Annotated in this window: 29 protein-coding genes; 17 read left to right on the top strand and 12 right to left on the bottom strand. The window is 36.8% G+C overall.

Going from position 1 to position 26,639, the window contains the following annotated elements; all coding sequences use genetic code 11:
- Positions 1–298: 298 nt before the first annotated feature.
- Complete coding sequence (locus tag JCM9152_RS12230) at positions 299–979, top strand: TerC family protein (RefSeq protein WP_035344601.1); 681 nt, start codon at positions 299–301, stop codon at positions 977–979.
- 19 nt (positions 980–998) lie between these two features.
- On the opposite strand, the gene spxA is transcribed toward JCM9152_RS12230, so the two are convergent.
- The 5 genes from spxA to trhA form a co-directional block, all read right to left on the bottom strand.
- Entirely contained in the window at positions 999–1,394 is a 396-nt protein-coding gene (gene spxA / locus JCM9152_RS12225) for a transcriptional regulator SpxA (RefSeq protein WP_035344599.1), read from the bottom strand.
- A 241-nt stretch (positions 1,395–1,635) separates the two neighbouring features.
- A complete protein-coding gene (locus JCM9152_RS12220; RefSeq protein WP_035344597.1) occupies positions 1,636–2,199 on the bottom strand; it encodes a GNAT family N-acetyltransferase in 564 nt (187 codons plus the stop codon).
- Between the two features lie 180 nt (positions 2,200–2,379).
- On the bottom strand, positions 2,380–3,585 hold the full coding sequence (locus tag JCM9152_RS12215) for a putative glycoside hydrolase (RefSeq protein WP_035344595.1): 1,206 nt from the start codon (positions 3,583–3,585) through the stop codon (positions 2,380–2,382).
- 50 nt (positions 3,586–3,635) lie between these two features.
- A complete protein-coding gene (locus tag JCM9152_RS12210) occupies positions 3,636–3,863 on the bottom strand; it encodes an excisionase family DNA-binding protein (RefSeq protein ID WP_035344593.1) in 228 nt (75 codons plus the stop codon).
- 27 nt (positions 3,864–3,890) lie between these two features.
- Positions 3,891–4,538: a PAQR family membrane homeostasis protein TrhA gene (trhA, locus tag JCM9152_RS12205; protein ID WP_035344591.1), complete on the bottom strand. Its 648-nt coding sequence runs from the start codon at positions 4,536–4,538 to the stop codon at positions 3,891–3,893.
- Positions 4,539–4,822: 284 nt separating this feature from the next.
- On the opposite strand from trhA, the gene JCM9152_RS12200 reads away from it, so the two are divergent.
- A complete protein-coding gene (locus JCM9152_RS12200; RefSeq protein ID WP_035344589.1) occupies positions 4,823–5,350 on the top strand; it encodes an HD domain-containing protein in 528 nt (175 codons plus the stop codon).
- 71 nt (positions 5,351–5,421) lie between these two features.
- Here the strand turns inward: JCM9152_RS12200 and JCM9152_RS12195 are convergent, their stop codons facing one another.
- Positions 5,422–5,982: a TlpA disulfide reductase family protein gene (locus tag JCM9152_RS12195; RefSeq protein WP_035344587.1), complete on the bottom strand. Its 561-nt coding sequence runs from the start codon at positions 5,980–5,982 to the stop codon at positions 5,422–5,424.
- 88 nt (positions 5,983–6,070) lie between these two features.
- Here JCM9152_RS12195 and JCM9152_RS22655 point away from each other — a divergent pair, with 88 nt between their 5' ends.
- Entirely contained in the window at positions 6,071–6,238 is a 168-nt protein-coding gene (locus JCM9152_RS22655) for a hypothetical protein (protein WP_156314994.1), read from the top strand.
- An 89-nt stretch (positions 6,239–6,327) separates the two neighbouring features.
- On the top strand, positions 6,328–7,308 hold the full coding sequence (gene trpS, locus JCM9152_RS12190; protein ID WP_035344585.1) for a tryptophan--tRNA ligase: 981 nt from the start codon (positions 6,328–6,330) through the stop codon (positions 7,306–7,308).
- Positions 7,309–7,767: 459 nt separating this feature from the next.
- Here trpS and JCM9152_RS12185 read toward each other — a convergent pair whose 3' ends face one another.
- The 3 genes from JCM9152_RS12185 to JCM9152_RS12175 all read right to left on the bottom strand — a co-directional run bounded on the left by JCM9152_RS12185 (position 7,768) and on the right by JCM9152_RS12175 (position 9,717).
- Positions 7,768–8,511: a YjbA family protein gene (locus tag JCM9152_RS12185; protein WP_035344619.1), complete on the bottom strand. Its 744-nt coding sequence runs from the start codon at positions 8,509–8,511 to the stop codon at positions 7,768–7,770.
- A gap of 92 nt (positions 8,512–8,603) precedes the next feature.
- Positions 8,604–8,831: a YuzI family membrane protein gene (locus JCM9152_RS12180; RefSeq protein WP_035344583.1), complete on the bottom strand. Its 228-nt coding sequence runs from the start codon at positions 8,829–8,831 to the stop codon at positions 8,604–8,606.
- Between the two features lie 61 nt (positions 8,832–8,892).
- Positions 8,893–9,717, bottom strand: a complete 825-nt coding sequence (locus JCM9152_RS12175) for a DUF2268 domain-containing putative Zn-dependent protease (protein ID WP_035344581.1) — start codon at positions 9,715–9,717, stop codon at positions 8,893–8,895.
- 161 nt (positions 9,718–9,878) lie between these two features.
- On the opposite strand from JCM9152_RS12175, the gene JCM9152_RS22650 reads away from it, so the two are divergent.
- The gene (locus JCM9152_RS22650) at positions 9,879–10,031 is read left to right on the top strand and encodes a hypothetical protein (RefSeq protein WP_156314993.1); all 153 of its coding nucleotides are present in this window, start codon (positions 9,879–9,881) and stop codon (positions 10,029–10,031) included.
- Between the two features lie 24 nt (positions 10,032–10,055).
- The gene (locus JCM9152_RS12170; protein ID WP_052015901.1) at positions 10,056–10,406 is read left to right on the top strand and encodes a hypothetical protein; all 351 of its coding nucleotides are present in this window, start codon (positions 10,056–10,058) and stop codon (positions 10,404–10,406) included.
- Positions 10,407–10,460: 54 nt separating this feature from the next.
- On the opposite strand, the gene JCM9152_RS12165 is transcribed toward JCM9152_RS12170, so the two are convergent.
- Complete coding sequence (locus JCM9152_RS12165; RefSeq protein WP_035344579.1) at positions 10,461–12,617, bottom strand: type IA DNA topoisomerase; 2,157 nt, start codon at positions 12,615–12,617, stop codon at positions 10,461–10,463.
- A 220-nt stretch (positions 12,618–12,837) separates the two neighbouring features.
- On the opposite strand from JCM9152_RS12165, the gene coaA reads away from it, so the two are divergent.
- Positions 12,838–13,791, top strand: coding sequence for a type I pantothenate kinase (coaA, locus tag JCM9152_RS12160; RefSeq protein WP_035344577.1), 954 nt, complete (start codon positions 12,838–12,840; stop codon positions 13,789–13,791).
- 313 nt (positions 13,792–14,104) lie between these two features.
- Here coaA and JCM9152_RS12155 read toward each other — a convergent pair whose 3' ends face one another.
- Positions 14,105–15,214: a D-alanyl-D-alanine carboxypeptidase family protein gene (locus JCM9152_RS12155; protein ID WP_052015899.1), complete on the bottom strand. Its 1,110-nt coding sequence runs from the start codon at positions 15,212–15,214 to the stop codon at positions 14,105–14,107.
- Positions 15,215–15,500: 286 nt separating this feature from the next.
- On the opposite strand from JCM9152_RS12155, the gene JCM9152_RS12150 reads away from it, so the two are divergent.
- The 8 genes from JCM9152_RS12150 (at position 15,501) to JCM9152_RS23725 (ending at position 22,345) form a co-directional block, all read left to right on the top strand.
- On the top strand, positions 15,501–16,085 hold the full coding sequence (locus tag JCM9152_RS12150; protein WP_035344575.1) for a cell wall hydrolase: 585 nt from the start codon (positions 15,501–15,503) through the stop codon (positions 16,083–16,085).
- Between the two features lie 190 nt (positions 16,086–16,275).
- On the top strand, positions 16,276–17,028 hold the full coding sequence (locus tag JCM9152_RS12145; RefSeq protein WP_035344573.1) for a GTP pyrophosphokinase: 753 nt from the start codon (positions 16,276–16,278) through the stop codon (positions 17,026–17,028).
- A 210-nt stretch (positions 17,029–17,238) separates the two neighbouring features.
- Entirely contained in the window at positions 17,239–18,948 is a 1,710-nt protein-coding gene (locus JCM9152_RS12140; protein WP_035344571.1) for a methyl-accepting chemotaxis protein, read from the top strand.
- 328 nt (positions 18,949–19,276) lie between these two features.
- Positions 19,277–19,645, top strand: a complete 369-nt coding sequence (locus tag JCM9152_RS12135; protein ID WP_035344569.1) for a GntR family transcriptional regulator — start codon at positions 19,277–19,279, stop codon at positions 19,643–19,645.
- Positions 19,642–20,514, top strand: coding sequence for an ABC transporter ATP-binding protein (locus JCM9152_RS12130; RefSeq protein WP_035344567.1), 873 nt, complete (start codon positions 19,642–19,644; stop codon positions 20,512–20,514). The genes JCM9152_RS12135 and JCM9152_RS12130 overlap by 4 nt, the downstream gene beginning before the upstream one ends.
- The gene (locus JCM9152_RS12125; RefSeq protein WP_035344565.1) at positions 20,504–21,211 is read left to right on the top strand and encodes a hypothetical protein; all 708 of its coding nucleotides are present in this window, start codon (positions 20,504–20,506) and stop codon (positions 21,209–21,211) included. The genes JCM9152_RS12130 and JCM9152_RS12125 overlap by 11 nt, the downstream gene beginning before the upstream one ends.
- Before the next feature lie 116 nt (positions 21,212–21,327).
- A complete protein-coding gene (locus JCM9152_RS12120; protein WP_035344563.1) occupies positions 21,328–21,768 on the top strand; it encodes a YtoQ family protein in 441 nt (146 codons plus the stop codon).
- Positions 21,769–22,216: 448 nt separating this feature from the next.
- The gene (locus JCM9152_RS23725; protein ID WP_268870728.1) at positions 22,217–22,345 is read left to right on the top strand and encodes a hypothetical protein; all 129 of its coding nucleotides are present in this window, start codon (positions 22,217–22,219) and stop codon (positions 22,343–22,345) included.
- Positions 22,346–22,400: 55 nt separating this feature from the next.
- Here JCM9152_RS23725 and JCM9152_RS12110 read toward each other — a convergent pair whose 3' ends face one another.
- A complete protein-coding gene (locus JCM9152_RS12110; RefSeq protein WP_035344561.1) occupies positions 22,401–23,138 on the bottom strand; it encodes a metallophosphoesterase family protein in 738 nt (245 codons plus the stop codon).
- A gap of 177 nt (positions 23,139–23,315) precedes the next feature.
- Between JCM9152_RS12110 and JCM9152_RS12105 the strand changes: the two genes are divergently transcribed.
- Positions 23,316–23,954 (top strand): hypothetical protein, encoded by a 639-nt coding sequence (locus JCM9152_RS12105; RefSeq protein ID WP_035344560.1) that lies wholly within the window; start codon positions 23,316–23,318, stop codon positions 23,952–23,954.
- A gap of 73 nt (positions 23,955–24,027) precedes the next feature.
- Positions 24,028–26,544, top strand: coding sequence for a CBS domain-containing protein (locus tag JCM9152_RS12100; RefSeq protein WP_035344557.1), 2,517 nt, complete (start codon positions 24,028–24,030; stop codon positions 26,542–26,544).
- Positions 26,545–26,639 lie beyond the last annotated feature (95 nt).

The following is a 26,639-nucleotide window of genomic DNA, read 5'->3' as shown; positions in this document are numbered from 1 at the left end:
GTTTGCTCGTTCCTCTATCATATCAAGGATTTGAAAAGGATCAAAGGATTAAATATCGAACCCCTTCTAACTCTATTCTATGATAAATCGAGCAAAAATGGAAATCCTATCACCTATTTTTACGATAGATGGAGTTTAACCATGATTATAGCTTATAAATCCTTTCTCTTAGTTTAACAGACATAAAATTAAATATCGAGCCATACATTTAGAAAAGACAAGCTTTTAAAAAATAAACTCTTCAAACGTATATGTATCAACATTAAAATTTATGAACTGCTAAAAGGGTGAAGGATATATGGATAGTGAATTTTTGATTTCGTTATTAACCATTATTGGTATTGATATTATTCTCGGTGGTGATAATGCGATAGTAGTCGCTTTAGCGTGCCGACATTTACCACCTGCCATACGTAATCGAGCCATTATATTAGGCATCTTATTTGCCTTATTAACAAGAATGTCATTAACCGTTGTTGCTGTTCAATTATTAGAGGTGCCATTTTTACTTGCAATCGGTGGCGCTTTACTCATCTATATCGCATATAGCCTACTTACAGAGCAGGAACGAGATCATAAGATTGAAGGGGGAGCAAATCTCTGGGAGGCTATTCGTGCCATTATTATTGCCGATCTAGTTATGGGCTTTGACAACGTCATTGCCGTTGCAGGTGCAGCTCATGGCGATCACCTATTAGTGATGATTGGATTAATTATATCTGTACCAATTATCATTTGGGGAAGTAAGCTTATTTTACTTGCTTTTGATCGCTTCCCGATAATTACGTATATAGGGGCAGGAATATTAGCCTTTACCGCCTCTAGAATGATTACTCATGAGCCAATGCTTATGCCTTTATTTATCGGTCATCCTGTTTTTACAATTATGATACAGTGCTTTATCATTATCGCGGTAATTGGGATCGGTGCTTATAAAGTACACAAACAAAAAGAAAGTAGCTCACTCACGTATAAGTGAGGCTACTTTCATTTAGACATTAATTAACGAGACGTTGTGCCTCTTGTAATTGAAATGTGCGAACCTTCCGAGGCAAGAAGCGACGAATTTCAGCATCATTGTACCCAACTTGCAGACGCTTCTCATCAAAAATAATCGGTCGACGCAATAAACCTGGATGGTCACTAATAATTTGAAACAACGTTTGTAGAGGCAGCGTTTCTAAATCTACATTCAGTTCTTGAAACACTTTTGAACGTGTTGAGATTATTTCATCCGTTCCATCCTCTGTCATGCGAACGATATTTTTCACTTCCTCAACCGATAACGGTGATGTGAAAATATTTCTTTCTTCGAAGGGAATATCATGTTCTTCTAACCAAGCCTTTGCTTTTCGACATGATGTACAACTAGGTGATGTCAATAACGTAACCATCAAACGACCTCTCCTTATCTAATTTAAATTTGAGATCTACGAAGAGCTACTTTAATTCAATAGTCTCATCCTAAACCATACTTTACAACATAGCTATCTCACGAGTATTTACCCTGATGCGTGAGCTCCTAAACCTATTATAACTGATTTTCCTTTCTAAACAAATATGTTTATAAAGTTTTTGAGAATTTTTTTCATTTTAGTTAGAATGATTATTTTCATCATTTTGTCATGGGCTTTATTATTCCTTCACTTTTTCCTTTTCTTCTTCGTAAGTAAGTACTTCTTCAACAGTCTGATAAGACTCACCATACAATTCCTTATCCTTATACGTATGAATATTCTCATACGTATGTCTCATTTTCTCATAAATACTCCTCTCAGACTCATTCGTCGGAGACCAATAAAGAATTTCTAATTCATTGATTTCATTCGTTGCTAACGATCTACGTCTATATCCGATAGACTGAGCATGCTTAAAGCCTTCTCGATTATAAAACCGTTGCCTTTTCTTTGAATCAGTATCTTCGTAATCAATGGGTTCAACTTCAAGGATAATGGGCTTATTTTTCTCTTTTAATGATTGAAGTAATTGCTTACCTAACCCTTGGCCTCTTGCTTCCTTTGATACAAATAAGTAATCCACAAAAACAAAATCATCCGTTTCAACATACATCAACACATGATGGGGTCCCTCATCTTTATAATAAATGTCAGCCTTTTCCTTTAATAATAATTCCATATGTTCTTTTGATTTCATCTCTTCTATTGGAAAGTATTGATTTAATTTCTTATACCAGTTCATCGCTATGACCCCCAAAAAGCATTTATACTAGTATATTCCTCTTTCACATCATTTTTAAACAAAATTAGCCAAAAAAACTCCACTTATTCGCTCTATATAAAAGGAGCTCTAAAAGACTTCCTTTAGAGCTCCAAACAATGGTTTCTTCCTAATAGCATATGTTTATTCATTAATTTTCGTTCATGACGGGTTTAGATAATCGACACCTTCTGTATATCGATTCGAGGCATTCCAAAGCAAAAATTCGTTAATGTCTTCTTCATACAATGCACGTATTTGAGCCTCGACTTCCTCTTTTCCATACTGAATGTAATTTCCCGACCCTAACCAGCTCGCAGTAAAATCTTGAATCCATGGACGGGATACTGGTGGATCATCCAACTGGGCTAGTACTTCATTTTCCACCTCCGCATATGCCTTCGTTAACTCATATGGATATAAGTCTGGCTTATCTATCCCGAAATACGGAGTCCAGTGACTAGGATAAATCATCGATGAGATGACATCAACATTATCAGAAATTTTTGCGAAATTTTGTCCAATTCCCGGCGCTTCACTAATGGTCGCCGCATAACCGAAAATATCTACAGATACATCTACATCATATTTAGAAAGTCTTTCTCTCGCATAAGCAACAAAATCCGTTACTGCTGTTACACGCTTTTGCACATTGTCATCCTCACCATCATATTCTCCAACCTCATACTCTAAATCCTCATCTCTTCTTTCAAAGCCTTCTGGAAAACGAACATAGTCAAATTGAATTTCCTTAAAACCGAGCTGTGCTGCTTTTTCAGCAATCTCGACATTATAATCCCACACCTCTTGCAAAAATGGGTTAACAAAAGATTCACTGCGTCGGTTTTCCCAAACTTGCCCATCCTCTAAAAACGACCATTCGGGCTTCTCTTTTGCCAAAACAGAATCTTTAAAAACAACGATACGGGCAATAGGATACACGTTGTTCTCTTCTAATGTTGTCATCAAACCTTCAATATCACCAATGAAATTCTGAGAAATATCATAGTACGGAGAATCCTCATCAGGTCTAAAAGTTAAATATCCATGATCATCTTTAATATCAATCACCATTGAATTCAAATCCGTGCTATTTAAGAGTTCAAGCAACGTCTCAAATCGTTGTCCACCAGCTGAATTACCAGTCACATAAATGCCTCTCACTCCATCGTCTGGATAAGGGAAATCGTAGCCAGAATCAAGGGGAAATCGCGGCAACATTTCAGGTAATAGCAAGCTCTCTTTTCCTATTTGCTTCAATGAATGATTTTTTGCTTGTTCGTTTGTCTCTTGCTCAGCCTGTACAAAAATTGGATTTACAAAGCTCATTATCAATATTAAGAGCACAAAAACCAATTTCTTCCCCATATGTCTCACTCATTTCTTTCTGGTTTTGTGGTCATACTTTAGCTTATGTACTAATCCTCATCTTTAGCATCCCAATCATCGGGAAGTGATTCATGCTCTGTTAAAAGCTGCTTTTTTAATTGATCAAGCTGTTCTTTATGACGTTGAAAGTAATCTTGATTAACAAGCCAATTTTCCCCGTCAAAATGAGCCTTCACATTCCCTTCTTGGATTTGCTGCTCTAAATAAGCTACAGGCAAATCCAAATAATTAGCAAGCTCCTTTAATGTCACAAACATGCTTCTTCCCCCTCTATATCGTTAACCCTATGATAGTGGAAGCACATGGAACAAAATCATAAAAAAATGAAGGATTGAACCAGCAAGAACAAATAAGTGCCAAATTGCATGATGAAATTTAAAACCTCTCCAAACGTAAAAGATCGTCCCAAATGTGTAGCAAACACCACCTGCAACTAACAGGATCATACCCGTTGTTGATAAGGTCGATACAATCGTACTCATCGGGATAATCGCAAGCCATCCCATCGCAATATAAAATAATGTAGATAAAAATAAGAAACGTTTTACGAAGAATACTTTAAAAATGACACCTATTGTCGCTACTCCCCAAATAACACCAAATAGTGTCCAACCTAGCGCACCTTGAACGACAATAAATAAAACAGGAGTATACGTACCTGCTATAAACAAATAAATAGAAGCATGATCAAAAATTTCAAATAAATCCTTCACTTTCCCAGGAGGAAAAGCGTGCACTAATGTGGATGATAAATATAACAAAAGCATTGTTACACCATAAATCGTAAAACTTACAATGTGTAAGGCTGAACCATATATCGATGAAAATACAATTAATAAAACAAGCCCAGCAACACTTAACAGTGCTCCTAAACCATGTGTAATTGCATTAGCGATTTCCTCTTGTTTCGTAAACGTATGTGTGGAGGCCATTTTTGTTTCACTCCTTTCATTACTATATTAACTATAACATAAAATGTGACGGAAAGCTGCGTAACAGTCTTTTCTTAAATGACTTACGCGTAGTCTACAATGGTATTATCTTTATCTAAAAGTGGAGTGTATTTTTTCAAACAAACGTGTAACGTAAGAAAACGACGTGCTTCATAAATCCACTTTCATCCACCGAAAATGTAAAAATTTCATTTGTCAAAAAGAATGTAAATCTATATAATAGAAAAAATACACTTTTTTAATAAAACGTAAGGAGGGATATGATGAGACATGTTACGTTAATGGATGTATATGAACATCCAATTACGCAAAAATATGTAAAGCGTTCTGGCATGGCTCATGCTATCGCTTGTGCCTACCATGCGTTTAAACTTTCCCATCAATATAATGTTGACGCGGACACCGCAACAAAAGCTGCATTTTTACATGATATCGGTCATTATACGTGGTATCGTAATGGCCAATGGGATTATGAGCTATACAAAGAAAATGATATTCATGCTATCAAAGGGGCAGAGCGGGCTCATAAATTACTTATACGTCTAGGAGAGCATCCGAAAAAGGCAAAGGAGATTGCTTTAGCCATTCTTTTTCATACAGATTCCTATTTACCTGGAGGTCGCTTGCAATTAAACCCTCTCCAACACGTTGTCGCATTAGCAGATGAAGCCGACGAAGAGCCAGGCGGAAATCATCATTACCGGAAAATTAGCGATGAACAAGCGAGAAAACAGCTCCAACACTTAGATCAGCAAATTGACCAGCTGCAAGGTGTCGCCCAAGGTTACTGAAAAGATCCCTTTTCAATGGGCACTTAAAAAGTTGTTTAAACTTTTCGGTGCCCTTTTCCATGTTAACAATGTCACTGCTTAAAAATGACAGAGTTAATCATCTCTTCTGACAACATCCCATTAATCCTTTCCAAAATGATTCCGTCTTCATCTATAACAAGGGTCGTTGGTATCCCTATCACTTCATATAGTTCCATTACATCTCCCTTTTCATCCATCAACGGATCAAAGGAAGCTCGAAAATAATCAAGGAACGGCTTCACCTCAGACTTACTTTGTTCCTGGCTTGTCAAATTAACAACTACTAATTCTCTACCTGCTTTCTTCAAGCGCTCGTCTAAAGTGACAATTAAAGGCATTTCCTCTTGACAAGGTGCACACCAAGTAGCAAAAAAATGTAAGACTATTCCTTTTCCTCTATAATCGTTAAGCGATACTTTCTTACCGGATAACGTATGTAGAGAAAATTCCTTCGCTTGTTGTCCAATTTGAACACCTGGTTTGACCATGTTTGCTACAGATTCCTCTAACTGCTGAAATGTTGATTGTGATTGGCTATACATAAAACCGACCACACATAATAATACGATGAGTGTAGCACGATAAAATATCTGTTTACTTTGATAGGTCATTCTCTCACCCCTCACTTGTTTGAGCTGTTATAATGAAACGTATGTCCCAATTTTTGAAATCATGCAAATAAGTAAAGGAGATTTTGAAATGGCATTGTTACAGCTTATCCAAATGTGTGCAACCCTTCTGCTAGCTAGCTATATCATCTTTCTTTCCCTTTATTCCTTATCAGTAGACGTAATCTTCTTCGCGTTAATAAGTTTAAATTTGCTGTTATGGATTTTACGCCTTAGAGATAAGCATAAACAACAATGAAACAACCTATACAAAAGTAAGCTCTCTCTAGGCATTTGCACTCTGTTTTGGTATGATTTGTTTATGGAATTATAGAAAGGATGGACAAAATGAAAACAGTATTTTCTGGAATACAGCCGAGCGGAACATTAACATTAGGAAATTATTTAGGTGCGATGAAGCACTTTGTCGATATGCAGGAAGATTATAACTGTTATTTCTGTATCGTGGACCAACATGCGATTACCGTTCCACAAGATCGCCTACAGCTAAGAAAGAATATTAAAAGCCTAGCAGCATTATATTTAGCAGTTGGAATTGATCATCACAAATCGACTTTATTTATCCAATCTGAAGTACCTGCACACGCTCAATTAGGTTGGATTATGCAATGTGTTTCATACATAGGTGAGCTTGAACGAATGACACAATTTAAAGATAAATCTGAAGGAAAAGAAGCTGTATCTTCAGCCTTGCTAACATATCCTCCATTAATGGCCGCTGATATTTTGCTATACCAAACTGATATCGTTCCTGTTGGAGAAGACCAAAAGCAACATCTTGAGTTGACTCGTGATTTAGCTGAACGTTTTAACAAAAAGCACAATGACATTTTCACCATTCCTGAAGTGAAGATCCCTAAGGTTGGTGCCCGAATTATGTCATTAAACGACCCATACAAGAAAATGAGTAAATCAAACCCTAATCCAAAAAGCTACATCTCTATGCTAGATGACGAAGCAACGATTACGAAAAAAATAAAAAGTGCCGTAACAGATACAGAAGGCACCATACGCTTTGACAGAGAAACAAAACCAGCTGTCTCGAATTTATTAACCATTTATTCATTATGTACAGGTATCGAAATCAGCGAACTAGAAGCAACGTATCACGGAAAAGGATACGGAGAATTTAAATCCGATTTAGCTGCAGCTGTTGTTCAAGCGTTAAAGCCGATCCAAGACCGATATTATGAACTAGTTCATTCTGATGAATTAGACGATATTCTTGATCACGGAGCGGAAAAGGCGAACAAAGTTGCCACTAAAATGGTGAAAAAAGCGGAAAGAGCAATGGGGCTAGGAAGATAACTAGCATACATTCGAACAAGGCCAATGAAAAAAGTTTGCTTTTTAACTTTTTGGTGCCTTTTAAATAATAAGCGAAACCGTTGCCTGTTTTGCTCGCTTGATACGAGTGAAGCCATTACTTATCAAATGGAAGGTACTGAAAAAGTCGATTTATACTTTTTCAGTGGCCTCCATTCAAACGAAAAGGGGTACCAAAAGGCTTTTTAACCTTTGGTACCCCTTTATTAACAATTTGTTTATGATTAGTAACCTGCATTACGCTTCATTATTTTCCCTACGAAAAATGATAAACCTAATGTTCCCACTAAGATTACAACCGTTAAAATTTGCATGACTGCATAAGCAAATCCATCCATATCATAAGCTCTCCCTTCACCGATCGTCCTTCTTATTATTATAGGAGAGTTCATAAATCATGTAAATATTTTATGTCCAATAAATTTGAACGATTTCCAAACACTATTTAACCCTTTCATTCTGCTCCAATTCCCATAATTTCTCAAAAAAAGCTTGTCCCTTTACCATTGCTTCACATAATGACTCATGTTGTTTGCTCCAGCCGTCCTTAATCTCTGCATACAATTGAGTCCAAGCATCTTCTCGATTCAACATTTGAATCCTAACATAATCCTGAGGGCACCATTCTGTGTACCAATAACGTACCTCTGCATCCGTACCTGTAGAATATAATTGATCTAACGTCATATACAAAAGCTGTTTTAACTGGCGCTCTTTACGCGTTAGCCCTTTTAATTCATGAGGATGCGGTGAAAGAATATGATACTCCTTTTCTACTGCCTCTTCTAATGAAAATCGTTTGATGCTCTCCTGTTTTAATTTCTCATAAACTGCCTGCTCTTGTCTTGGTGTTAAGCGACTTTTACGAATTGGTGTTTTATAGCCCATAGTATCAATTACGATTATTCGTACACCATCAGTCGCAATAAAACAGTAATCAAGCTGGATTCGTGACATATTTTTGCGTAAGTAACTTTGATGATGGACATACGCCAACAAGTCTTCAGGTAACTCCAGTAATTGATTTTCAATGTAATCAAACAAATTACGATTTATCCATACTAATATGGCTTGATCTAATACTTCTATTCGGTCATCACTACGCCATTCATGAAACTCACACACATTATAGCCATTCTCCTCACCTTCAAACCAATTAACCCATACATCACGGATATGGACCATCATAGCCATAGCCCTCCTTACTGTAAACTTTTGTATCCACAGTATAGGCAGAGCTCAACCAGTTTATTCCACTGGATTCATAATTTCATCTCTTACCTTCGCTTCTTAACTCTTTTTCTCCATGAAATTTCATACGTAATGCTCAATAAAATGAGAATAAGTCCAATTAAAAAAACATATAACTCGACCCGACGAATGATAAATGATACGTACATTGAAAATTCGTAGCCAGTCGTTAATAAATTTAAATAGGCAACTAACGAAATTCCACCGATCACAGCGAAGACAAAACCTAAAATGAGAAAAAACAATCGAATCATTTTTTCACCTACTTTTTAATTTTTATCCGAATCCATCACCTCTCCTTTAATGACAACACCTTCATCGTACTGTTATAAAATAAAAGGAACACTTATATAAAGAAATAGCATCAACTGTTAGCATATTTTTCGTTGTTGTATATTTGCTTGCTGCAGACTCAATTAATTTAAATCCTACATAATAGCCTAACCAAAGTGGAACACCTTTGTTTGGATCACCATACAGTAAAGTGTGATATGATTTTCTTCCTTCCTTATAAAGGGACGGTTTTAAAAAATGATCAAACCACCCAATTGAAGAAGCTTCATCATAGTATCGTGTCCACACAGCACATTCCTGTTTTCCTAGCTCTTCTTTAACAGCCCATTCTGCAAGTCCCTCCATACAGATTGACTCTAATAATGTCATTTTCTCTTCATTTTCCTTTGTATATGCTAGCCGACACACATGGTGATATTCATGAATGGTTAACGCTCGTAACTGTTCTTTTGTTATTGTTGGCTTTATTAATAAAACGATGGCATGTGATAATGTGATACCTGTTTTTTCACCCAATTGCTTTAGTAATGGTGGTGGTTCATTGATAAGAGGTAATAAATATATTTTACAAGCGGGTCCATCCCATTTTTTCCGTAACCGTTCATACTCTTGTTTCACAATTGACCAAGGGTGTAGTTGTAACCACGTACTGAGATCCTCCTCACTTACCGGTTGATCTGGAGTAAACAACCCTAATTGCCATAAATAAGTTTGAAGACTATCAACATCATCGGTTTGGAACAATGAACATAACGGTTCAATGAACCACTTTTGTTGTCGATTCATCGTATCTCCAGAGCTTTTCACGTATGCTTGTAACCATTTATCCGTACGTATGACTCCCATGCAACACCCTCCCTAGTTCTACTATATGAGACAACACTTTAAATTGAACCATTAGTTAGACGAATTCTTCTTAAATGTATTGGAATATTCATAATTAATGAACGAAAAACTTCAATTGCGAATAAACTAAAGAAAGACGTTTGCTAGAAGTAGGTGAAAACATGGAAGATAACGTACAAAGAATGATCCTATTAGTCGTAATCCTATTCATTATCTTTAGTTTTTTAACAGGATTTGATGTTACAAACGATACGGAAGTTGACAACGGTGCCTTAGATCCAGCAAGCCCATTACTACTTTATGATCAACCTTAACGAACCACTGAGGAGGGGGTTTATATGTATCAGAATGGTCCACCTCATTACAACCCCTATAATGCTAATCAACAGTATTACTACAATCAGCAATCACAATCGACGCCACCGCCATTTCAACCTCAGCAGGCTTCAAATCAAAACAACAAAAAAAAGCCACAACTATCGCCGAACACGCTCGCAGTTGTAACTGCTCTGTTAACAAATGCATTAACCGTTCAATCAGTATTAATCGATAAAGATAAAACGATCCAAGTTTTATTAGAAGGCTCATTACATGCTCCAAAAAAATCAGAACTCGACATTCTCATTGATCAAGTACGTGATGTACCAGTAGGAGACTTTATTAACTCACTGCTAAATCAAGAAAAATAGAAGCTATGCGTGTTTTGTCTATTCACACGCATAGCTTTGAGTATTTAATCTTGATTACCGATTTCTTTTTTGTTCAAATGCCATCGTCCATTCATAACGCCCTTCTTCATTCTTCCACTCATATTTCAAAATCGCTGTAAACAAATTTCCTTTTTTACTTTTTAAGCCCTTCACCTTCACTTCTCCATGTTTCAAGATTGATTTAACCATCGTTTTTGTCGGCTTCTTTTTTAAAGCAGCTAAGTAACGATCGTTTTTCCAAATGACAAAGGTACAGCCGTTTTTCCAATTGCTGCATCCAAACCCCTTTTTCCCTTCAACAACTTGGTGGTTGCACCTCGGACATGCACCTAAAGTTTCATTTGCCTTCAATGTAGAAGCTTGCTTTCTAATAACCACACCCTCAGATTGCTTCATTCGATCAACCATTTGTCCAGTTAGCTTTGTAATAAACGTTAAAAAAACATCTTTATGTAAACGATTTTTCTCAATTTCCGATAATGCTTTCTCAAGTCTACCGGTAAAATGTAAATCAAATAATTCTTTAATTGGCAACGTTTCAACTAGTTTTCCACCTAACTCCGTGCACGTTATATTCTTCCCTTTAAACGTAATATAGCCGACTTTTTTTAATTTTTTGATCGTATCGGCTCTTGTTGCAGGAGTCCCGATGCTGTAACCACTTAATATGGAATCAAGCCATTCATTCTCCTCTCGGCCTTCCTCAGAACTCTCTACATGTTTCCCACATGTTTCCATTAACTTCAATAACGTCTTTTCCGTATGTGGCTTTGGTGCTTTCGTTTGTTTCTTTTCGACAACTACTTTCTGTAGGAGGACGTCTTCGTTTTCGTGAATCATCGGTAGCATGACATCCTTTGATTCATAGTCCTCGACCTCCTTCCAACCTTTTTCTAATTGAACCTTTCCTTTTGCTCGAAAATAACCATCAATCTGTTCATAAGGTTCTAGCTTAATCAACGTTTCTTCATAAATAGCTACTGGCATAAATTGCATAAGGAATCGATTTCTTATTGATTCATAAACGACCTTTTCCTCTTGTGTGAACGATTTAGGGATGACATATGTTGGAATAATTGCACTGTGACTTTCTACTTTCGCATTGTTAAAAATTCGTTTCGACTGATGAAAGTTCAATTTATATTCATAAGGCAATCCTGCTTTCAACGTTTGCAAAACTTTCGCCGTCTTTTGTTTTAAACTCTCATCCAATGCAACACTAGCAGTCCTCGGATACGTAATCCACTTCTTCTCATATAGTTGTTGGGCAACTTTTAACACTTTATCAGACGTCCACCCGCGATATTTACTCGTTATGTAACCTTGCAAATGAGTTAAATTAAATAAAGGAGGAGCGTATTCCCTTTTTTGCTTGACATCCTTCTTCACAACCTTTGCCCTTTGCCCTTGAAGCAACGCAGCTAATTGATCTAACTGTCTCCGCTCCTTAAACGTATTTGACTTCATATAATAATCCGCTTCAAAATGATCGTTGCTTGCCGTTTGACAATATGCTTTCAACTTATAATAATCTTCTGGCTGAAAATACGCTATTTCTTGATCTCGATCATAAATGATCTTTAGTGTCGGCATAAGCACGCGACCGACATTGAGAGCCCCCTTTCCCGCTCCTTTCTGATAACATAACGTTGCAACGGACGTTAAATTAATACCTAACAACCAATCTGCCCATTGTCGACTTAACCCTGCATCACGCAAAGGACTTAACTCACTGTTATCTTTTAACTTTAATAACCCTGCTCGAACTTCTTCCACTGTCCATTCATTTAATAACAGACGATACACCTTTTTTCTAATTCCTATTTTCATAAGGATTGTATCTGCAATTAATTGACCTTCTCGATCATAGTCACACGCAGAGATGACCTCTACTACATCTGTTCGGGAGAGTAAGCGTTTAATGAGCATAAATTGCTTATAAGAGCCCTGCCTTCGATCTCTTTTTACTTTATATTGAAATGTTGGTGGTATAAATGGAAAGTATTCTAACTTCCAAGATGCCTTTTCTTCGTCATAATCTTTCACATCATAGAGCTCGAGTAAATGTCCGTAGGCCCATGTAATAATATATCCATTCCCTTCATAATAACCGTCTTTACGTCCCTTTATGTGAAGCGCATCTGCTATATTTCTCGCGACAGAAGGCTTTTCTGCAATAATGACCTTCATCTTATCGCACCCTTTCAATAATCTTTCCACAGAGTCTATGTTAGAACACTTCTTTTTGAAATTCTACTTTTATTCAAAATAAACATGTGAAGCCACTGAAACAGGTAAAACCAAACTATTTCATTGCCTTTATAAAACGAATTAGTTACATTTTCACTGAAAGAAATGGTAGTATTAAATCAATTAATCATACCTACTAACATGACTAAAGGAGATTTGTATGTCAACTCTACATCAAAAAGCCCCATTGTCTACATATACCACCTTTAAAAGACAAGAATGGGCAAATTTATCAGAAGCAACGAAGGAAATCTTATCAGACGATGAAAGAACAAAAATCGGAAGTATCGATCAAACAATATCTGCTGATGAAGTGGCGGATGTTTATTTACCACTTTCCCAGCTTCTTTATTTGAATATGGAGCAAGCGTTATCATTACATAGTAAGACGAATCGTTTCCTTCAGAAGCAAACAAAAAAAACACCATATATTATTGGCATTGCTGGAAGTGTATCAGTTGGAAAAAGTACGACTGCTAGACTATTACAGGCGCTCATTAAACGGTGGCCATCAAAGCCTTCGGTTGAACTTATTACAACGGATGGATTTCTTTATCCGAATGCCATTTTGCAAGAGAAGAATTTAATGAAAAGAAAAGGATTTCCCGAAAGCTATGATATAGAGCGACTCATTCACTTTTTATATGATTTGAAATCTGGCACGTCTTGCATCAAAGCACCTTTATACTCTCATTTGACGTATGACGTATTGCCAGATACTCATCAAACGATTGAAAGCCCTGACGTCGTCATCATTGAAGGAATTAACGTGCTCCAAGTGAATAAGAAAAATCAGCATATTCCTCATGTCTTCGTGTCTGATTTCTTCGACTTTTCTATTTATGTCGATGCTGATGAGCGCGATATCCAAGCTTGGTATATTGAACGCTTCAAACTTTTACGAAATACCGCGTTTCAAAAATCCGAATCTTATTTTCATCAATATCGCGATCTAAGTGATCAAGAAGCGGAAGAAATTTCAAGAGGAATCTGGCAATCGATCAATGCCATAAATCTTGAAGAGAACATTAGACCTACCCGACACCGTGCCGATATGATTTTAAAAAAAGGCGCAGGTCACAAAGTAAAAGAAGTCCGACTGAAAAATTTATAGTGAGGTTGGGACAAAAGTGTTTTCATAAATAAGAATCCGCATAAATACATGGCAGTGAAAATAAGCCGCTCTTAAATTATACTTCGCTTTCCGCGGGAAGCTGGTGAGCCTCCTCGTGTAGCAAGATGCCACTGAAAACGTACAAATCGACTTTTACAGTACCTTTCATTTGAACAGCAATGGCCACACTCGTATCAAGCTACCCAAAATAGGTAGCGGTTTCGCTCATTGCTTAAGGGGCACCAAAAAAGTTAAAAAACTAACTTTTTTGGTGCCCTCTTCACTCTCTCTACACAGCAAATCTATATGACGATTAAGAGACCCATCCAAAATAAGATAAAATTCGATAGAAGAAGGAATTCGAATCTTCTTCACTTTCCTCTCCTTCTTCTATTATAACGTCTTCATCGCTCTTTTTTGTCTCGACTAATTCTAATATAGAAGACATTAACCGGTTATTATTCTCATCAACCACACGTAATAACCCTGAATCGTTTACATATACGTTGGACTTCTCGCCCTTTTTTTGGACGTAATGAACATCATCGTTTAATTGAAAAATCTTTTTCGTATCCGTTTTGAATTTTTCGCCGGCCTCTAACGTATGCAATTCATAAGAATCAAAACCATAATCTAATAACATAGCTGTATCCTCATATGCATGTGAAGCAGATGGAGAGTTTAACGTAACGGCTATTAATTCCATGCCATCTCGCTCAGCAGAAGTTACTAATGTATAACCAGATTTTCGAACAAATCCATTTTTTACTCCTGTTGCCCCCTCATAATCCCACAGCATTCGATGATGGTTATAGATTGTCGTTTCCCATCCTTCTCCTTTCCATTCCATTTCCTTCATAGCTACAATTTCACGAAAAAGTTCATTCTCCAACGCATATTGCGTAATCTTCGCCATATCGTATGCTGTTGTGATATGATTCTCATCAAATAACCCATGTGGGTTTGTAAAATTCGTTTGACTTACCCCAATTTCATCATGAATAAAACGATTCATTTCCAGCGCAAAGGCTTCCTCACTACCTGATATATGATGAGCAATGGCTGTTCCCGCATCATTACCTGAGTTAATAAGTAACCCTTGAATTAACGTTAATAAAGAAACCTCTTCATCTTCTACTAAATATACTCTAGTTCCAATCACTTCTGTTGCTTCTTTCGGTACCACAACTATATCATCTACATTTCCTTTTTCAATGGCTACGATCGCCGTTACGATCTTTGTAATACTAGCCGGATACATCTTCTGTTGACTATCCTGGTCATACAAAATATTACCGCTTGTCGCATCAATTAAAACAGCTGTCTCACTATGTAATGAAGCTAGTTCTTCACCATAGATAGGTAAAGGTATAAACAAATAATACATAGTTAGAAAACAAATAAACAACTTACTAAATCTCATACTTTCCTCCTATTCATCATAATCCTATTCAATATTATAAAGGATTAATGTTACAATTCGATATCATTCTAGTTACGAATAAGGGAAAATAGGTATATATAACTACTTTTATGATATTTCGAAAGTATTTCATCATTCGTTACACAAATGTAAGATATTAAGCTCAGCTTTACAGCTACTAGTAATCTAGCAACTCAAACTATGCAAATGGAAAATAACTCCTAAAGAAAAGCTACTATTTTTTTGTTAGGTTAGTAGACGAACAACTTTTAGGAGGTATTACACAATGAAAAAAATGCTTATGACAGTATGTACAACAGCCATGATCTTTATTGGCACACAAGGAGTACAAGCACAAACAACACATGAGGTCGTATCAGGAGATACTCTTTATCTATTAGGTCAAAAATATGGTGTTTCTGTTCATGATATAAAAAAAGCTAATAGTAAACAGTCTGATATCATTTATATTGGAGAACACTTACACATTCCTGATAGTATATCATCGGCCGAGAGAGACTTATTAGCGCGACTTGTTCACGCAGAAGCACAAGGGGAGCCTTATGCTGGTAAGGTCGCCGTTGCAACAGTTGTTTTAAATCGTGTGGATCATGATGATTTCCCAAATTCGATATACAATGTCATCCATGAAGTCGCGCCATCTGGACACTATGCCTTCTCTCCAGTACAAAATGGACACATTAATCGTTCTGCTGATGATGAGGCAAAACGTGCAGTCGATGAAGCTCTAGCATTTAGAGGGCAAGGGGCTGGATCACTATTTTTCTATAATCCAGATATCGCAACTAATCATTGGATTGCAACACAGACCGAAACAACTAGAATTGGAAATCACGTATTTGCAAAATAACTTTTAGTACTCAGAAATTCTTTCATGAAGGTCACTGAGAAAGTCCATTTCTTTTTCAGTGATCTTCTTCTTTTTTTGATAGTTTTCCATAAATCGGTCATCTTCATGAAAATTAAAGCCTTTCCATTGATTTTCTTCATTATTTTGTCATAATAATAGTGTAGAAAAAGTAAAGCTGAGGGGATTAGCTATGGATACAGATAAAATCGATATGAATCAATTAAAAAAGTTCAAACATGAAGTGACAAGATTTATGATGGCGTATAAGTTTGCTCTTGATAAAATGGATACAAAAATCGATATTTTAAAGCAAGAATTTGAATATATTCATGAATACAATCCAATCGAACATGTTAGCTCTCGTTTAAAATCACCAGAAAGTCTGTTAACAAAAATCCAACGCAAAAAAATTCCTCTTTCCTTAAACGGTATTAAAGAACAAGTACATGACATTGCTGGCATACGAATTACTTGTTCATTTCTATCAGATATTTATACGATCAGTGATATGATACAACGTCAAAAGGACCTTCAAGTTATAGAGATGAAAGATTATATTGCAAGTCCAAAACCAAATGGATATCGTAGCCTTCACCTCATTGTTGAAGTACCTGTATTCATGTCTGATCGGGAAATTCATGTTTACGTAGAAGTGCAAATACGTACAATCGCAATGGACTTTTGGGCTAGTTTAGAGCATAAGATTTTTTATAAATACAACAAAACGATCCCAACCCGACTAGTTAATGAATTAAAAGAAGCAGCTGAATCAGCATCAGCATTAGATTATAAAATGGAAACGATTCATAAGGAAGTAACGAATATTAAAGCAGCTCAAGATGAAGAAGAATCGTTAAGGTCTCTAAACTGGAATAATGAAACGTTTAAACTACCTTCTGGATTATTGCAATCCATTCTAGGTGGAGAGAAACCTTCATCGTAATCCAGAACATTTCTGATGTGACTTGCAAAATGAGTCGATAGTGTCACGTTACAGAATACGAAAAACTACAAGCTTGGCAGTTAAATCAATCGTTACAGTACCTTCTTCAAATGACTCCTTGCAATTTTATAGTAATCATATATCTCCTTTACATTACCTTTACATTCCTTTGATACAATCAACCTATTGTATCAAAGGGGGTATTTAGAAATGAGTAAAAAGAATCACAAAAAAGAACACTTCTTTCATTCTTTCTGGAAAAAAGTGAATTTACGTTTACGATTGCTTATTCTCTTATTTTCATTATTAACCATTTCAGTCACTTCAGTAGGTCTTGTTTCTTACATTCTCGCTGAACGAACAACTTTAGCTTCGATGGAAAATCGACTAGAAAGAGAGACTGAGCTAATTGGACATATTGCAGAAAACCTACATTTTTTGTATGTAAGTGATCAGGACTATTTTATGCAGCTTCTTAATATTAATATTAGAGAGCAGCATGAAACCTTTTTAAAGGAAGGAATCGAGGCCGACTTTCTTTATGTGTCTGAGAATAACGTGTTTCCATTTAACGTGAGTGAAACTACACTGCCGTCTATCACTCAAGATATCATTTCTAGAATAAGCGATTCGCCTAACGGACTCATCCATACCGAGTTAGATGGAATAGACTATACGATTACGTTTCGTGAGATGAGTGAAGTTAATGGTACTTATGCGATTATCATTCCAAGACATTCATATATGGCACCTGTTCATCGCATGTCTCAGCTATCTACCATTGTAGGCGTTACGATTATTATCATTGCGACACTACTAATGTTACTATTTGTACGGACGATTACTAGACCTTTAACTATTTTGCAACAGACAATGAGAACAGTAAGAGATGGGGATTTGCAACAAACACCCTTCATAAAAACAACGATTCCAGAAATCTTATCTTTACATAAAAGTTATATCGCCATGATTCAGCATATGCGTTCGATCGTAACAGACTTAAAAAGAACTACGCATGACTTAGAGTTAACAGGAACACAACTAAGCACCTCTTCGGAAAATTCCCTTACATCAAGTCAGCAATTAGTTGAATCTATTCATATAGTCAAAGAAGGCGCTGAACAAACTGCCATTAGCTCTGAGAGCAATTTAACTAATCTTAAACAAATGAAACAAAAGGTTGAAAAAATGCTCCTTAAAATGGAACAATTAGCGAATCAATCTAATGAAGTTGGAGATTCAGCTAAAAACGGAGAAAAAACCGTCGCTAGCCTCATCCAAACGTTTCATACTTTTCTAGGTGATTTCACTCAATTAACGCAAACGATTAAAGATGTGAAGCAACATTCCTCTTCGATTATGAATGTCGTTGATTTAATAAATGAAATGGCCGAACAAACGAAATTACTAGCATTAAATGCGACGATCGAAGCAGCTCGAGCTGGGGATGCTGGCAAAGGATTTGCAGTCGTAGCAACAGAAGTTCGCAAGCTTGCTGAACAATCTTCTAAGGCAACTGAACAGATTTCAGACTCCATCTCCAATATGGAAGCAAAAACACTCGAAGCGAATAATGAGTTTAATCAAATGCTAGAAAAAACAAAATCGAACTTAAAGATGGCCAACAGTTCCAAACAGTCATTAGACTCTCTTATGCAAGAGATCTCATCAGTGGGTAACAACCTTGAACAAATGAAACAGGAAGTAGAACAATTTAATCATTTACTACCAGCTTTAGAACAAACATCGCATAGTTTAACATCAATCTCGCAAGAAACATCTGCCAGTTCAGAAGAAATGATGGCTACGAGTGATGAACAAATCCAACAAGTACAGGCTACTCATCAAATTGGTTTAACATTAACAGAGTTATCGTCATCGCTTTCTAAACTAACAAAACAATTTAAAGTGAGTGATTGATAAATCTAAACTTCCGAGAAATAAACCGATACTCAAACTAAGTTTATTGAGAAAGTTTACCTTTTCAAGTGACTAGTTTTATTCCATATATCCTTCATCCCCCTTTTGTACGATAACGTATTAAGAGGGGGAATTTTTCCATGCACTGTAAAAGATTACACCCAAACTTTTACCATGATCTTTCTTTATGAAGGGGTTTATTTTAGATTTCGGGATTGCGTCTTACTTATCATCATTTTATCATTTCGGCAAATGCCTATTGACTTTTTAGTTAGTCGCCATTATGGTTAATTACATAAGTAACTAACCAATGAACGAAGGTGAGAACATGTCAAACAGCTTCGAGGACGACAAGCCCCTGTTTCAGCAAATTGCGCAAAGGATCGAGGAAAGTATTCTAGATGGGTCAATAGCAGAAGGAGAGCGTATTCCTTCTACAAATGAATTGGCGAAGTATTATCAAATTAATCCAGCAACTGCTGGAAAAGGCATTAATCAATTAGTCGATCAGTCGATTATTTTTAAAAAGCGAGGGATTGGGATGTTCGTTACAGATGGTGCACGATCGATAATTTTGCAGAAACGGAAGGATGAATTTTACGATGAGTACATTGTTCCATTAAAAGCCGAAGCGAAGAGAATTGGCATTTCTATCGAAGCTTTACTTACACTTATTGAGGAGGATGAAGAAGCATGATTACCTTTAAAAACGTATCAAAATCATATGATAACAAGGTTGCTCTTAACGAAATTCACCTTGAACTTGAGAGAAACAAAATATACGGATTGCTCGGTCGAAACGGCGCTGGGAAAACAACGATGCTCCAGCTTTTATCTGGTCATACTTTACCAGATAAAGGAACGATTTTAATTAATGGCGAAGAGCCTTTCAATAATAAGAAAGCATTAGATCAAATTTGTTTCGTTAGTGAGAGTGGGAATTTTAAACAACGCCTCAAAATTAAACATGCGCTTAAAATTGCTTCCTACTACTATCCAAAATGGTCAAATGATGTCGCGATTCGATTACTTGACGTATTTGAGCTCAACCAAAATTTAAATGTTAAAGGGTTGTCAAAAGGAATGGAATCAGCTTTAGGTATTATAATCGGTCTTGCTAGTCGATCTCCACTTACGATCTTTGATGAGCCTTACATTGGACTAGATGCTTCCTTACGCTACACATTTTATGACATCTTACTCGAAGAATATGAACTTGAGCCAAGAACGATCATTTTATCTACCCATTTAATTGATGAAGTAAGTGACTTATTCGAAGAGATTATTTTAGTAAAAGATCAGCAAATTTTATTACACGAGACGGCAGAGCAATTAAAAGCAAAAAGCTTGAAGGTTAGTGGTCCTAAAACGTTGATTCAGGCTTTTTGTAAGAATAAACATGTTTTGTACCAATCCGAAATGATGGGCAAACAGACAGCCATTTTATATGGGGATGCAACGATAACCGATGCTAAAAAAGCCGGTATTGAAGCTGAGCATTGTCACATTCAAGAATTAATGGTTCATTTGACGACAAAAAAGGAGAGAAAGCCTTATGTATCGTGATATTCGAGCAAATATTTATTTCCTTTATAATGATTTTCGTTTTTCATTCATTGTATTTTGGTCTATCTTTACAGCTAGTGTATTACTATTATTTACTTTGTCGCTTTCGTTCTCGCTTGAAACAACGATCATTATTTCACCAAGTATAGCCATTTTTTTCTTCTGCGGCTTCTCTGGTTACTTAACGGTAAAAGACAGCTTCCCATTTATGATCAAAATGGGATCAACGCGTTCTGGTTTTGTTGTTAGCGTCATGTTGTTTAATCTCATTTTGTCACTATTCATGGCAACCGTTTCGCTTATTATGACTGAATTGATATCCTTATTCAATCGTATAACGCTCAACGATCACTTCCAGCTATATACAACGATTCAATTAACAACGTTAAACGACACATGGATTTACACATTACTTCTTGACTTCTTTGTGTGCTTTTTCTTACTAACAGCTTTTCTACTAATAGGTTCTCTCTTCTATCGGTTCGGCTTAATTGGCGGTGGAAGTGTGTTAGCAATTGTTCTTATTATTAACCTAATAGCGAACGTTAGACACTGGTTAATGGGCTTCTTTCTAGAGTTTCAGGAGTACATGATCACTATTAACTTTGTGAACAGCATTCTCTTTCTAGTTATTGTCATGATCACAACCTGGCTTATCCTCCAAAAAGCTCCAACTACTTCAAAACTTATACGTTAAAGCAGATTGGTAATACGTGATATTTTTTATATGAGCATGTTCAAAAAGTACATGTTTAGAATATGAACAAGATGGGAACGAACAAATTATATGTAACCATATGGGAGGTAATAAAGATGGAACTAACTGTATATTTAGCTGGCCAAATTCATGATCATTGGCGTGAAGAGGTCATTCAAAAAGCAAAGGAACAAAATCTACCCTTAACATTTGTTGCACCGCAAACGAACCATGAGCGCTCTGACCGTGTCGGTGAGGACATATTAGGAGAGCAACCTGGGAATGTTTACCGTGATGACGCAGCATCTGATATAAATAATTTCCGAACCGAGGTCCTTATGCAAAAATCTGATATCGTCATTGCATTATTCGGAGAAACGTACAAACAATGGAATACAGCAATGGATGCTACAACAGCGATTAACATGAACAAACCAACGATCATTATTAGACCTAAATCACTAGTTCACCCCTTGAAGGAACTAGCTAACAAAGCAAATGTAACAGTAGAGACTATTGATCAAGCATTAGAAACGATCAGTTATATTTTTGAATAAAAAAAATCACGGTTGCAGTCTCATACCGTAGACAAAACGCTTCTGAGAAATGATTCTCAAAGGCATTTTTACGCAACTTCGTTTATTTTCTGTTAGTGACACTAGAGAGTGAATGTTCCTCCAGTGTCAATTGGCTAGCCTTCATTACTATTTTTTACTAATCAAAGCGGACGGGATAGGTGGGACAACTCCTGCAGGAGGAAGGGCAAGTGGAAATCCACCGGCGCAGCCGATTAATTCCACACCCTCCTGCGGAAAGCGTGCCCCCCATCCCGGTAGCGGGTTAGAAGCGATAAATTGTGGTAAATCTCTAAAAATCAAAAGCACTGAAAAAGTTAATTTGCTACTTTTTCAGTGTCCTCATATTTTTCACCTATTTTAGATAATATAACGTAAATCAGGAAACAATATGCTTGATAAAATACAAATGAAGGTGAGGTTTGTTAACATGAGTAAACATTCAAAATCGAAACGTAACATGATTGAAAGCAAGGATGCTGTTCAGCCTGCAAATAGAAAAGAACGTACAACGATCTCTAAAATGACGAGAGGAAATACTACTGCTGATAAGGAATAGAAAATGTTCCTAAGAAGGTGTCTGTTCCCTAACACGGTCAGGCACCACTTCTTTTTCACTTTGCTCCACGATACTGTCCTGTCCGCAGTTCTAACGTGTATTCTTCTAATTCAGGCATACTCATTTCTTTTGCTCGCTGAATCGCCAATTCTACATCGTATGGAACACGCATAAATTGAATGGAAAATACCCCTTCTTCTAATTGATCAGGTATTCCCTCTACGATCACATATGATGCTTGCACTTGATCAAGGGGGTTTCCGACACTCCCTACATTCATAATCGTCTGACGTTTATGATGCTCAATGTATGCATTATGAATATCTCCATAAATAATGATGTTCGGTTCTGTTTCCCCCGCAATATTTGCTGTTAATTCACTATTTCGAAACAAACTCATGCGATCATCAATCGCGTCCCAAGGTTGAATTCTCTCATAGACACTTCTTGGAGAAGCATGAAACAAACGAATCAGTTGACCACTTAACCAAAACTCATATGAATGAGGGAGGCTACGTAAATATTGAAAGTCCTCATCTGTTAATTGTTCCTGATGCCACTTAATCACTTCATAATCAGTTGGTTTAGTGATAAAGTCATCCCAGTTCCCCATGACTACATAGTCACAATGCTGTTTAATTAAGTCAACTGACTTTTTTGATTCGGGACCTTTCCCAACCAAATCACCAAGACAGATGATCTCATCTATTGATCGTATTCCTATGTCCTCTAATACAGCCTCAAGTGCTGGGATGTTTCCATGAATATCAGACACAATCGCTAAACGCTTCATTTGGACCTCCTCACTTAAACTTCTTTGTTGTATGATTAATGACTATGAATATACACTTTTCGTTATCTAACGTCAAAGTCCTGCTTTTCCTAACTATTTTTCCTCAAATAAAGGTTTCATTTCATGATATAGGGAATATATGTAGTAGAAAACCAATTCATCCAAGGAGGGATGGAAATGAGTTATAACCGTACACGTATTGAGCGCATTCGTACCAACTATGTCAATCGCCTTACCTCCTCAACAGGAGTCCAAGCTGTTGAAGAGATTGAAGCGACACGACCAATGGAAAATGGAACCAAGCACCCCGCCGATAACTTTATCCTTTCCTACGAACGTTATTACCGGGCTTTACAAGATTTAAAAGACGAATTTAAACAATTTTACCACCATGAACAAGAGCTCAAAAAAGCCATAGAACAGCTAAATGCGAATGATACCTTTATTTTTCAAACAGAGCAGCTTATTCATAAATTTAACAAAGCTATTACGGCTCTTTCTCAATATGATCGTGTTGCAGGGACTTGTCATACTGAGGCAATCCATAACATTTTACAGCAATATGATGAGCCTTTTTCAGAAATAGGGCTGCACATTAACGAAGACAATCATTTAACGCTAAACCCTATGAAGCTATTACATTATTTAACAAAATCAAAAAATACAGCGACTGATCTCATTAGCAAATTTAAATCACTCATTTTAAAAGAATACTATTCATTCCTAAAAGTGAAGCCTGCTCGAACTAAAATGGAGCATGCTTATGATCCCCCTAAACTGCAAACAAAAGGATTGATGATCGAGGAGCAACGTTGACCAACCGTTTATGAATCGCTATGCTTGTTAAAGAAAACCAATTAAGATTATATTGATGAAAGAGGTACGATTCATGGAAGTGATTGTTTCACATGTAAATTTAGATTTTGACGGACTTGCCTGTATGTTAGCCGCTAAGAAGCTTCATCCAAATGCGATCGTCGCTCTAACGGATAAGCAGCAAGCCTCCGTCAAATCATTTCTAGCTATATATCGGGATAAGCTGTCCTTTTCTGCCTATGAGCACGTTCAATGGGACGAGGTCACCACCTTTATCCTCGTCGATGTGTCATCACTTAGCAGAACAGGGGTACCAATTAATCAGCTACAAAATTACAGAACGATTATTTATGATCATCACCATCCAAAGCAAGCTGATGATACAAATGGGCATCAAATCATTAAGCCATATGGAGCTGCCATTACGATTTTTATTGAACTGATGATGAAACAACATATCCAATTATCCCCGTTCGAAGCAACTTTATTCGGACTCGGATTGTATACTGATACGGGAAACTTCACATACCCACAAACGAGAACGGAAGATTTACAAGCTGCGGTGTTTTTAATGAAAAATGGCATGGAGTTAACCTTAATTGAGAGATTTTCTGAAGCTGATCTATCACCTAAAGATAAACAATTACTTCAAACATTACTCCTATCAGGAAGCGAGATTGAAAAGGATGGATTAAGCCTTTTTATGACTAAGCACGAGCAAAGCGAGTATCAAGGAGGGTTAGCGACATTAACAAGAAAATTATTAGAAATGACTCATAGTGATGGAGTGATTGTTACTGTCAAAATGAACAAACATGTCTATATCGTTGTTCGAAGTAGTTCTGAACGAATTGATTTTCAACCTTTGCTTCATAGCTTAGGTGGCGGAGGTCACGCTCAGGCTGGATCTGCAACGATCAAAAGAAGCTCGCTGTCAGATGCGGTGAAACAAGTTCAATCTTCGTTAAACAGTATCTTTCAAGTGCCATTAACAGCAGCTGATATGATGACATCACCTGTTAAATATGTCCATCCAGATGTAACAATTCAGTCAACATTCGAGCAAATGTTTCAATACGGACATACAGGCTTTCCCGTGTTAAATGAAAAAAAACAATTAGTTGGTGTCATCTCTCGTCGTGATGTCGACAAAGCGATTCATCATGGCCTTGGTCATGCTCCCGTCAAAGGATATATGTCTACCAACATCATAACATTACCAAAGGAAGCTTCCATTGAAACGATTCAGGCGACGCTGATGAAACACAATATAGGAAGAATACCTATTACAGAAGGAGGGAAAATAGTCGGAATCATTTCAAGAACTGATTTAATTGAGCAACTACATCAATCACTCCCTAATGAAAAAGACCAGCAACTAATTAGTCAAAAATCAATGATACAAAAAATGAATCGTCAATTACCTTCTTCCATCGTGGAACTGCTAAAAGCAATTGGTCAGATGGCCGATGAAAGGCAGCATCCCATCTATTTAGTCGGTGGAATTGTTCGTGATTTATTACTTGAAAAGCGAAACGAAGATATTGATATTGTCATCGAAGGGGATGCGATTGTATTTGCTGAACGACTTGTCCAATCATTAGGGGGTACGTATAAAGCTCATAGCGACTTTGGTACAGCGACATGGATAACCGAAACAAATTACAAAATTGACTTAGTTACATGCCGTACGGAATACTATGACGCACCTGGAACTCTTCCAAGTGTGAAAGCGTCTAATATACGTGAAGATTTAAGTCGAAGAGACTTTACTATTAATGCACTTGCTCTCCAATTAAATGAAGCTAAGTTTGGAACATTACTTGATTATTTTCAAGGACAACATGACTTGCAAAATAAACAAATTCGTGTCTTACATTCATTAAGCTTTGTTGAAGATCCAACAAGGATTTTCCGGGCGATTCGCTTTGCTCTTCGACTCAACTATGATTTAGCTGAACAAACGACACAATTAGCTCTCGATGCAGCTCATATGGTTAAGCTTATTAGTCCGCATCGATTGATGAGAGAATTGAAATTATTAGCATTTGAAGATCATCTTTGTCGTGGAATCGAACAACTGGATCAACTATCCATATGGGAAGAGCTATTTAATGCCCCCTTAACAGTAAAACGAACCAAAATGCTCAACTCTTTAAAGGAGCACCGTATTCAAGATGTTTACCTGTATCTCCTCGTATTCTTAACAGACCGAAACGGAGAAATATTGCGTCAATATGCTTTATCATCTGAACACCAACGCTTACTCGATGAACTTCATGAACTAGAAGGTCAACAGGAACCATTCTATTCATTTGGCTCTGCCCATAAACAGCTACACAATATCCAGGATAAGAGTCTACTCTTTTACAGTATTCGCGAAGATGATGAATGGATATATACTTATACGTTAAGGAGAAGCCAGCTCATCCCTCTCCTTACTGGTAATGATTTAATCGAAAATGGTTTAACACCAGGTCCTTTATTTAAATTAATCCTTTTTCAACTTGCATGTATGCAACTAGATGGAGAGATTGACACGAAAGAAGAAGCAATTGAATGGTTAAATAAGCAATTGAGTGAGAAGTAATGTTTCTCATGTACATGGATCGTTCCTAAATGTTCAGATTCGCAGCTAAGCTCTTTTGCTATGTCCCTAGCCTCTTTTCTTCCCTAACTTCCTTC

Origin of the sequence: Halalkalibacter hemicellulosilyticusJCM 9152, from assembly GCF_000513115.1 — a bacterium.
Lineage (GTDB): Bacteria > Bacillota > Bacilli > Bacillales > Bacillaceae_D > Halalkalibacter > Halalkalibacter hemicellulosilyticus.
Note: the sequence above shows the minus strand (reverse complement) of the source record. Positions and strands in the feature narration are given on the sequence as shown.

What these genes read in the sequence shown, in the direction of transcription:
- JCM9152_RS12125 (WP_035344565.1), top strand. Translation starts at nt 20,504, where the DNA reads ATGTATCGTGATATTCGAGCAAATATTTATTTCCTTTATAATGATTTT.
- coaA (WP_035344577.1), top strand. Translation starts at nt 12,838, where the DNA reads ATGTCAACTCTACATCAAAAAGCCCCATTGTCTACATATACCACCTTT.
- JCM9152_RS12100 (WP_035344557.1), top strand. Translation starts at nt 24,028, where the DNA reads ATGGAAGTGATTGTTTCACATGTAAATTTAGATTTTGACGGACTTGCC.
- JCM9152_RS12185 (WP_035344619.1), bottom strand. Translation starts at nt 8,511, where the DNA reads ATGGTCCATATCCGTGATGTATGGGTTAATTGGTTTGAAGGTGAGGAG.
- JCM9152_RS12135 (WP_035344569.1), top strand. Translation starts at nt 19,277, where the DNA reads ATGTCAAACAGCTTCGAGGACGACAAGCCCCTGTTTCAGCAAATTGCG.
- JCM9152_RS12230 (WP_035344601.1), top strand. Translation starts at nt 299, where the DNA reads ATGGATAGTGAATTTTTGATTTCGTTATTAACCATTATTGGTATTGAT.
- JCM9152_RS12105 (WP_035344560.1), top strand. Translation starts at nt 23,316, where the DNA reads ATGAGTTATAACCGTACACGTATTGAGCGCATTCGTACCAACTATGTC.
- JCM9152_RS12130 (WP_035344567.1), top strand. Translation starts at nt 19,642, where the DNA reads ATGATTACCTTTAAAAACGTATCAAAATCATATGATAACAAGGTTGCT.
- JCM9152_RS12195 (WP_035344587.1), bottom strand. Translation starts at nt 5,982, where the DNA reads ATGACCTATCAAAGTAAACAGATATTTTATCGTGCTACACTCATCGTA.
- JCM9152_RS12110 (WP_035344561.1), bottom strand. Translation starts at nt 23,138, where the DNA reads ATGAAGCGTTTAGCGATTGTGTCTGATATTCATGGAAACATCCCAGCA.
- JCM9152_RS12200 (WP_035344589.1), top strand. Translation starts at nt 4,823, where the DNA reads ATGAGACATGTTACGTTAATGGATGTATATGAACATCCAATTACGCAA.
- JCM9152_RS23725 (WP_268870728.1), top strand. Translation starts at nt 22,217, where the DNA reads ATGAGTAAACATTCAAAATCGAAACGTAACATGATTGAAAGCAAGGAT.
- JCM9152_RS12120 (WP_035344563.1), top strand. Translation starts at nt 21,328, where the DNA reads ATGGAACTAACTGTATATTTAGCTGGCCAAATTCATGATCATTGGCGT.
- JCM9152_RS12155 (WP_052015899.1), bottom strand. Translation starts at nt 15,214, where the DNA reads ATGAGATTTAGTAAGTTGTTTATTTGTTTTCTAACTATGTATTATTTG.
- spxA (WP_035344599.1), bottom strand. Translation starts at nt 1,394, where the DNA reads ATGGTTACGTTATTGACATCACCTAGTTGTACATCATGTCGAAAAGCA.
- JCM9152_RS22650 (WP_156314993.1), top strand. Translation starts at nt 9,879, where the DNA reads ATGGAAGATAACGTACAAAGAATGATCCTATTAGTCGTAATCCTATTC.
- JCM9152_RS12175 (WP_035344581.1), bottom strand. Translation starts at nt 9,717, where the DNA reads ATGGGAGTCATACGTACGGATAAATGGTTACAAGCATACGTGAAAAGC.
- JCM9152_RS12180 (WP_035344583.1), bottom strand. Translation starts at nt 8,831, where the DNA reads ATGATTCGATTGTTTTTTCTCATTTTAGGTTTTGTCTTCGCTGTGATC.
- JCM9152_RS12210 (WP_035344593.1), bottom strand. Translation starts at nt 3,863, where the DNA reads ATGTTTGTGACATTAAAGGAGCTTGCTAATTATTTGGATTTGCCTGTA.
- trpS (WP_035344585.1), top strand. Translation starts at nt 6,328, where the DNA reads ATGAAAACAGTATTTTCTGGAATACAGCCGAGCGGAACATTAACATTA.
- JCM9152_RS12170 (WP_052015901.1), top strand. Translation starts at nt 10,056, where the DNA reads ATGTATCAGAATGGTCCACCTCATTACAACCCCTATAATGCTAATCAA.
- trhA (WP_035344591.1), bottom strand. Translation starts at nt 4,538, where the DNA reads ATGGCCTCCACACATACGTTTACGAAACAAGAGGAAATCGCTAATGCA.
- JCM9152_RS12150 (WP_035344575.1), top strand. Translation starts at nt 15,501, where the DNA reads ATGAAAAAAATGCTTATGACAGTATGTACAACAGCCATGATCTTTATT.
- JCM9152_RS12145 (WP_035344573.1), top strand. Translation starts at nt 16,276, where the DNA reads ATGGATACAGATAAAATCGATATGAATCAATTAAAAAAGTTCAAACAT.
- JCM9152_RS22655 (WP_156314994.1), top strand. Translation starts at nt 6,071, where the DNA reads ATGGCATTGTTACAGCTTATCCAAATGTGTGCAACCCTTCTGCTAGCT.
- JCM9152_RS12220 (WP_035344597.1), bottom strand. Translation starts at nt 2,199, where the DNA reads ATGAACTGGTATAAGAAATTAAATCAATACTTTCCAATAGAAGAGATG.
- JCM9152_RS12215 (WP_035344595.1), bottom strand. Translation starts at nt 3,585, where the DNA reads ATGGGGAAGAAATTGGTTTTTGTGCTCTTAATATTGATAATGAGCTTT.
- JCM9152_RS12140 (WP_035344571.1), top strand. Translation starts at nt 17,239, where the DNA reads ATGAGTAAAAAGAATCACAAAAAAGAACACTTCTTTCATTCTTTCTGG.
- JCM9152_RS12165 (WP_035344579.1), bottom strand. Translation starts at nt 12,617, where the DNA reads ATGAAGGTCATTATTGCAGAAAAGCCTTCTGTCGCGAGAAATATAGCA.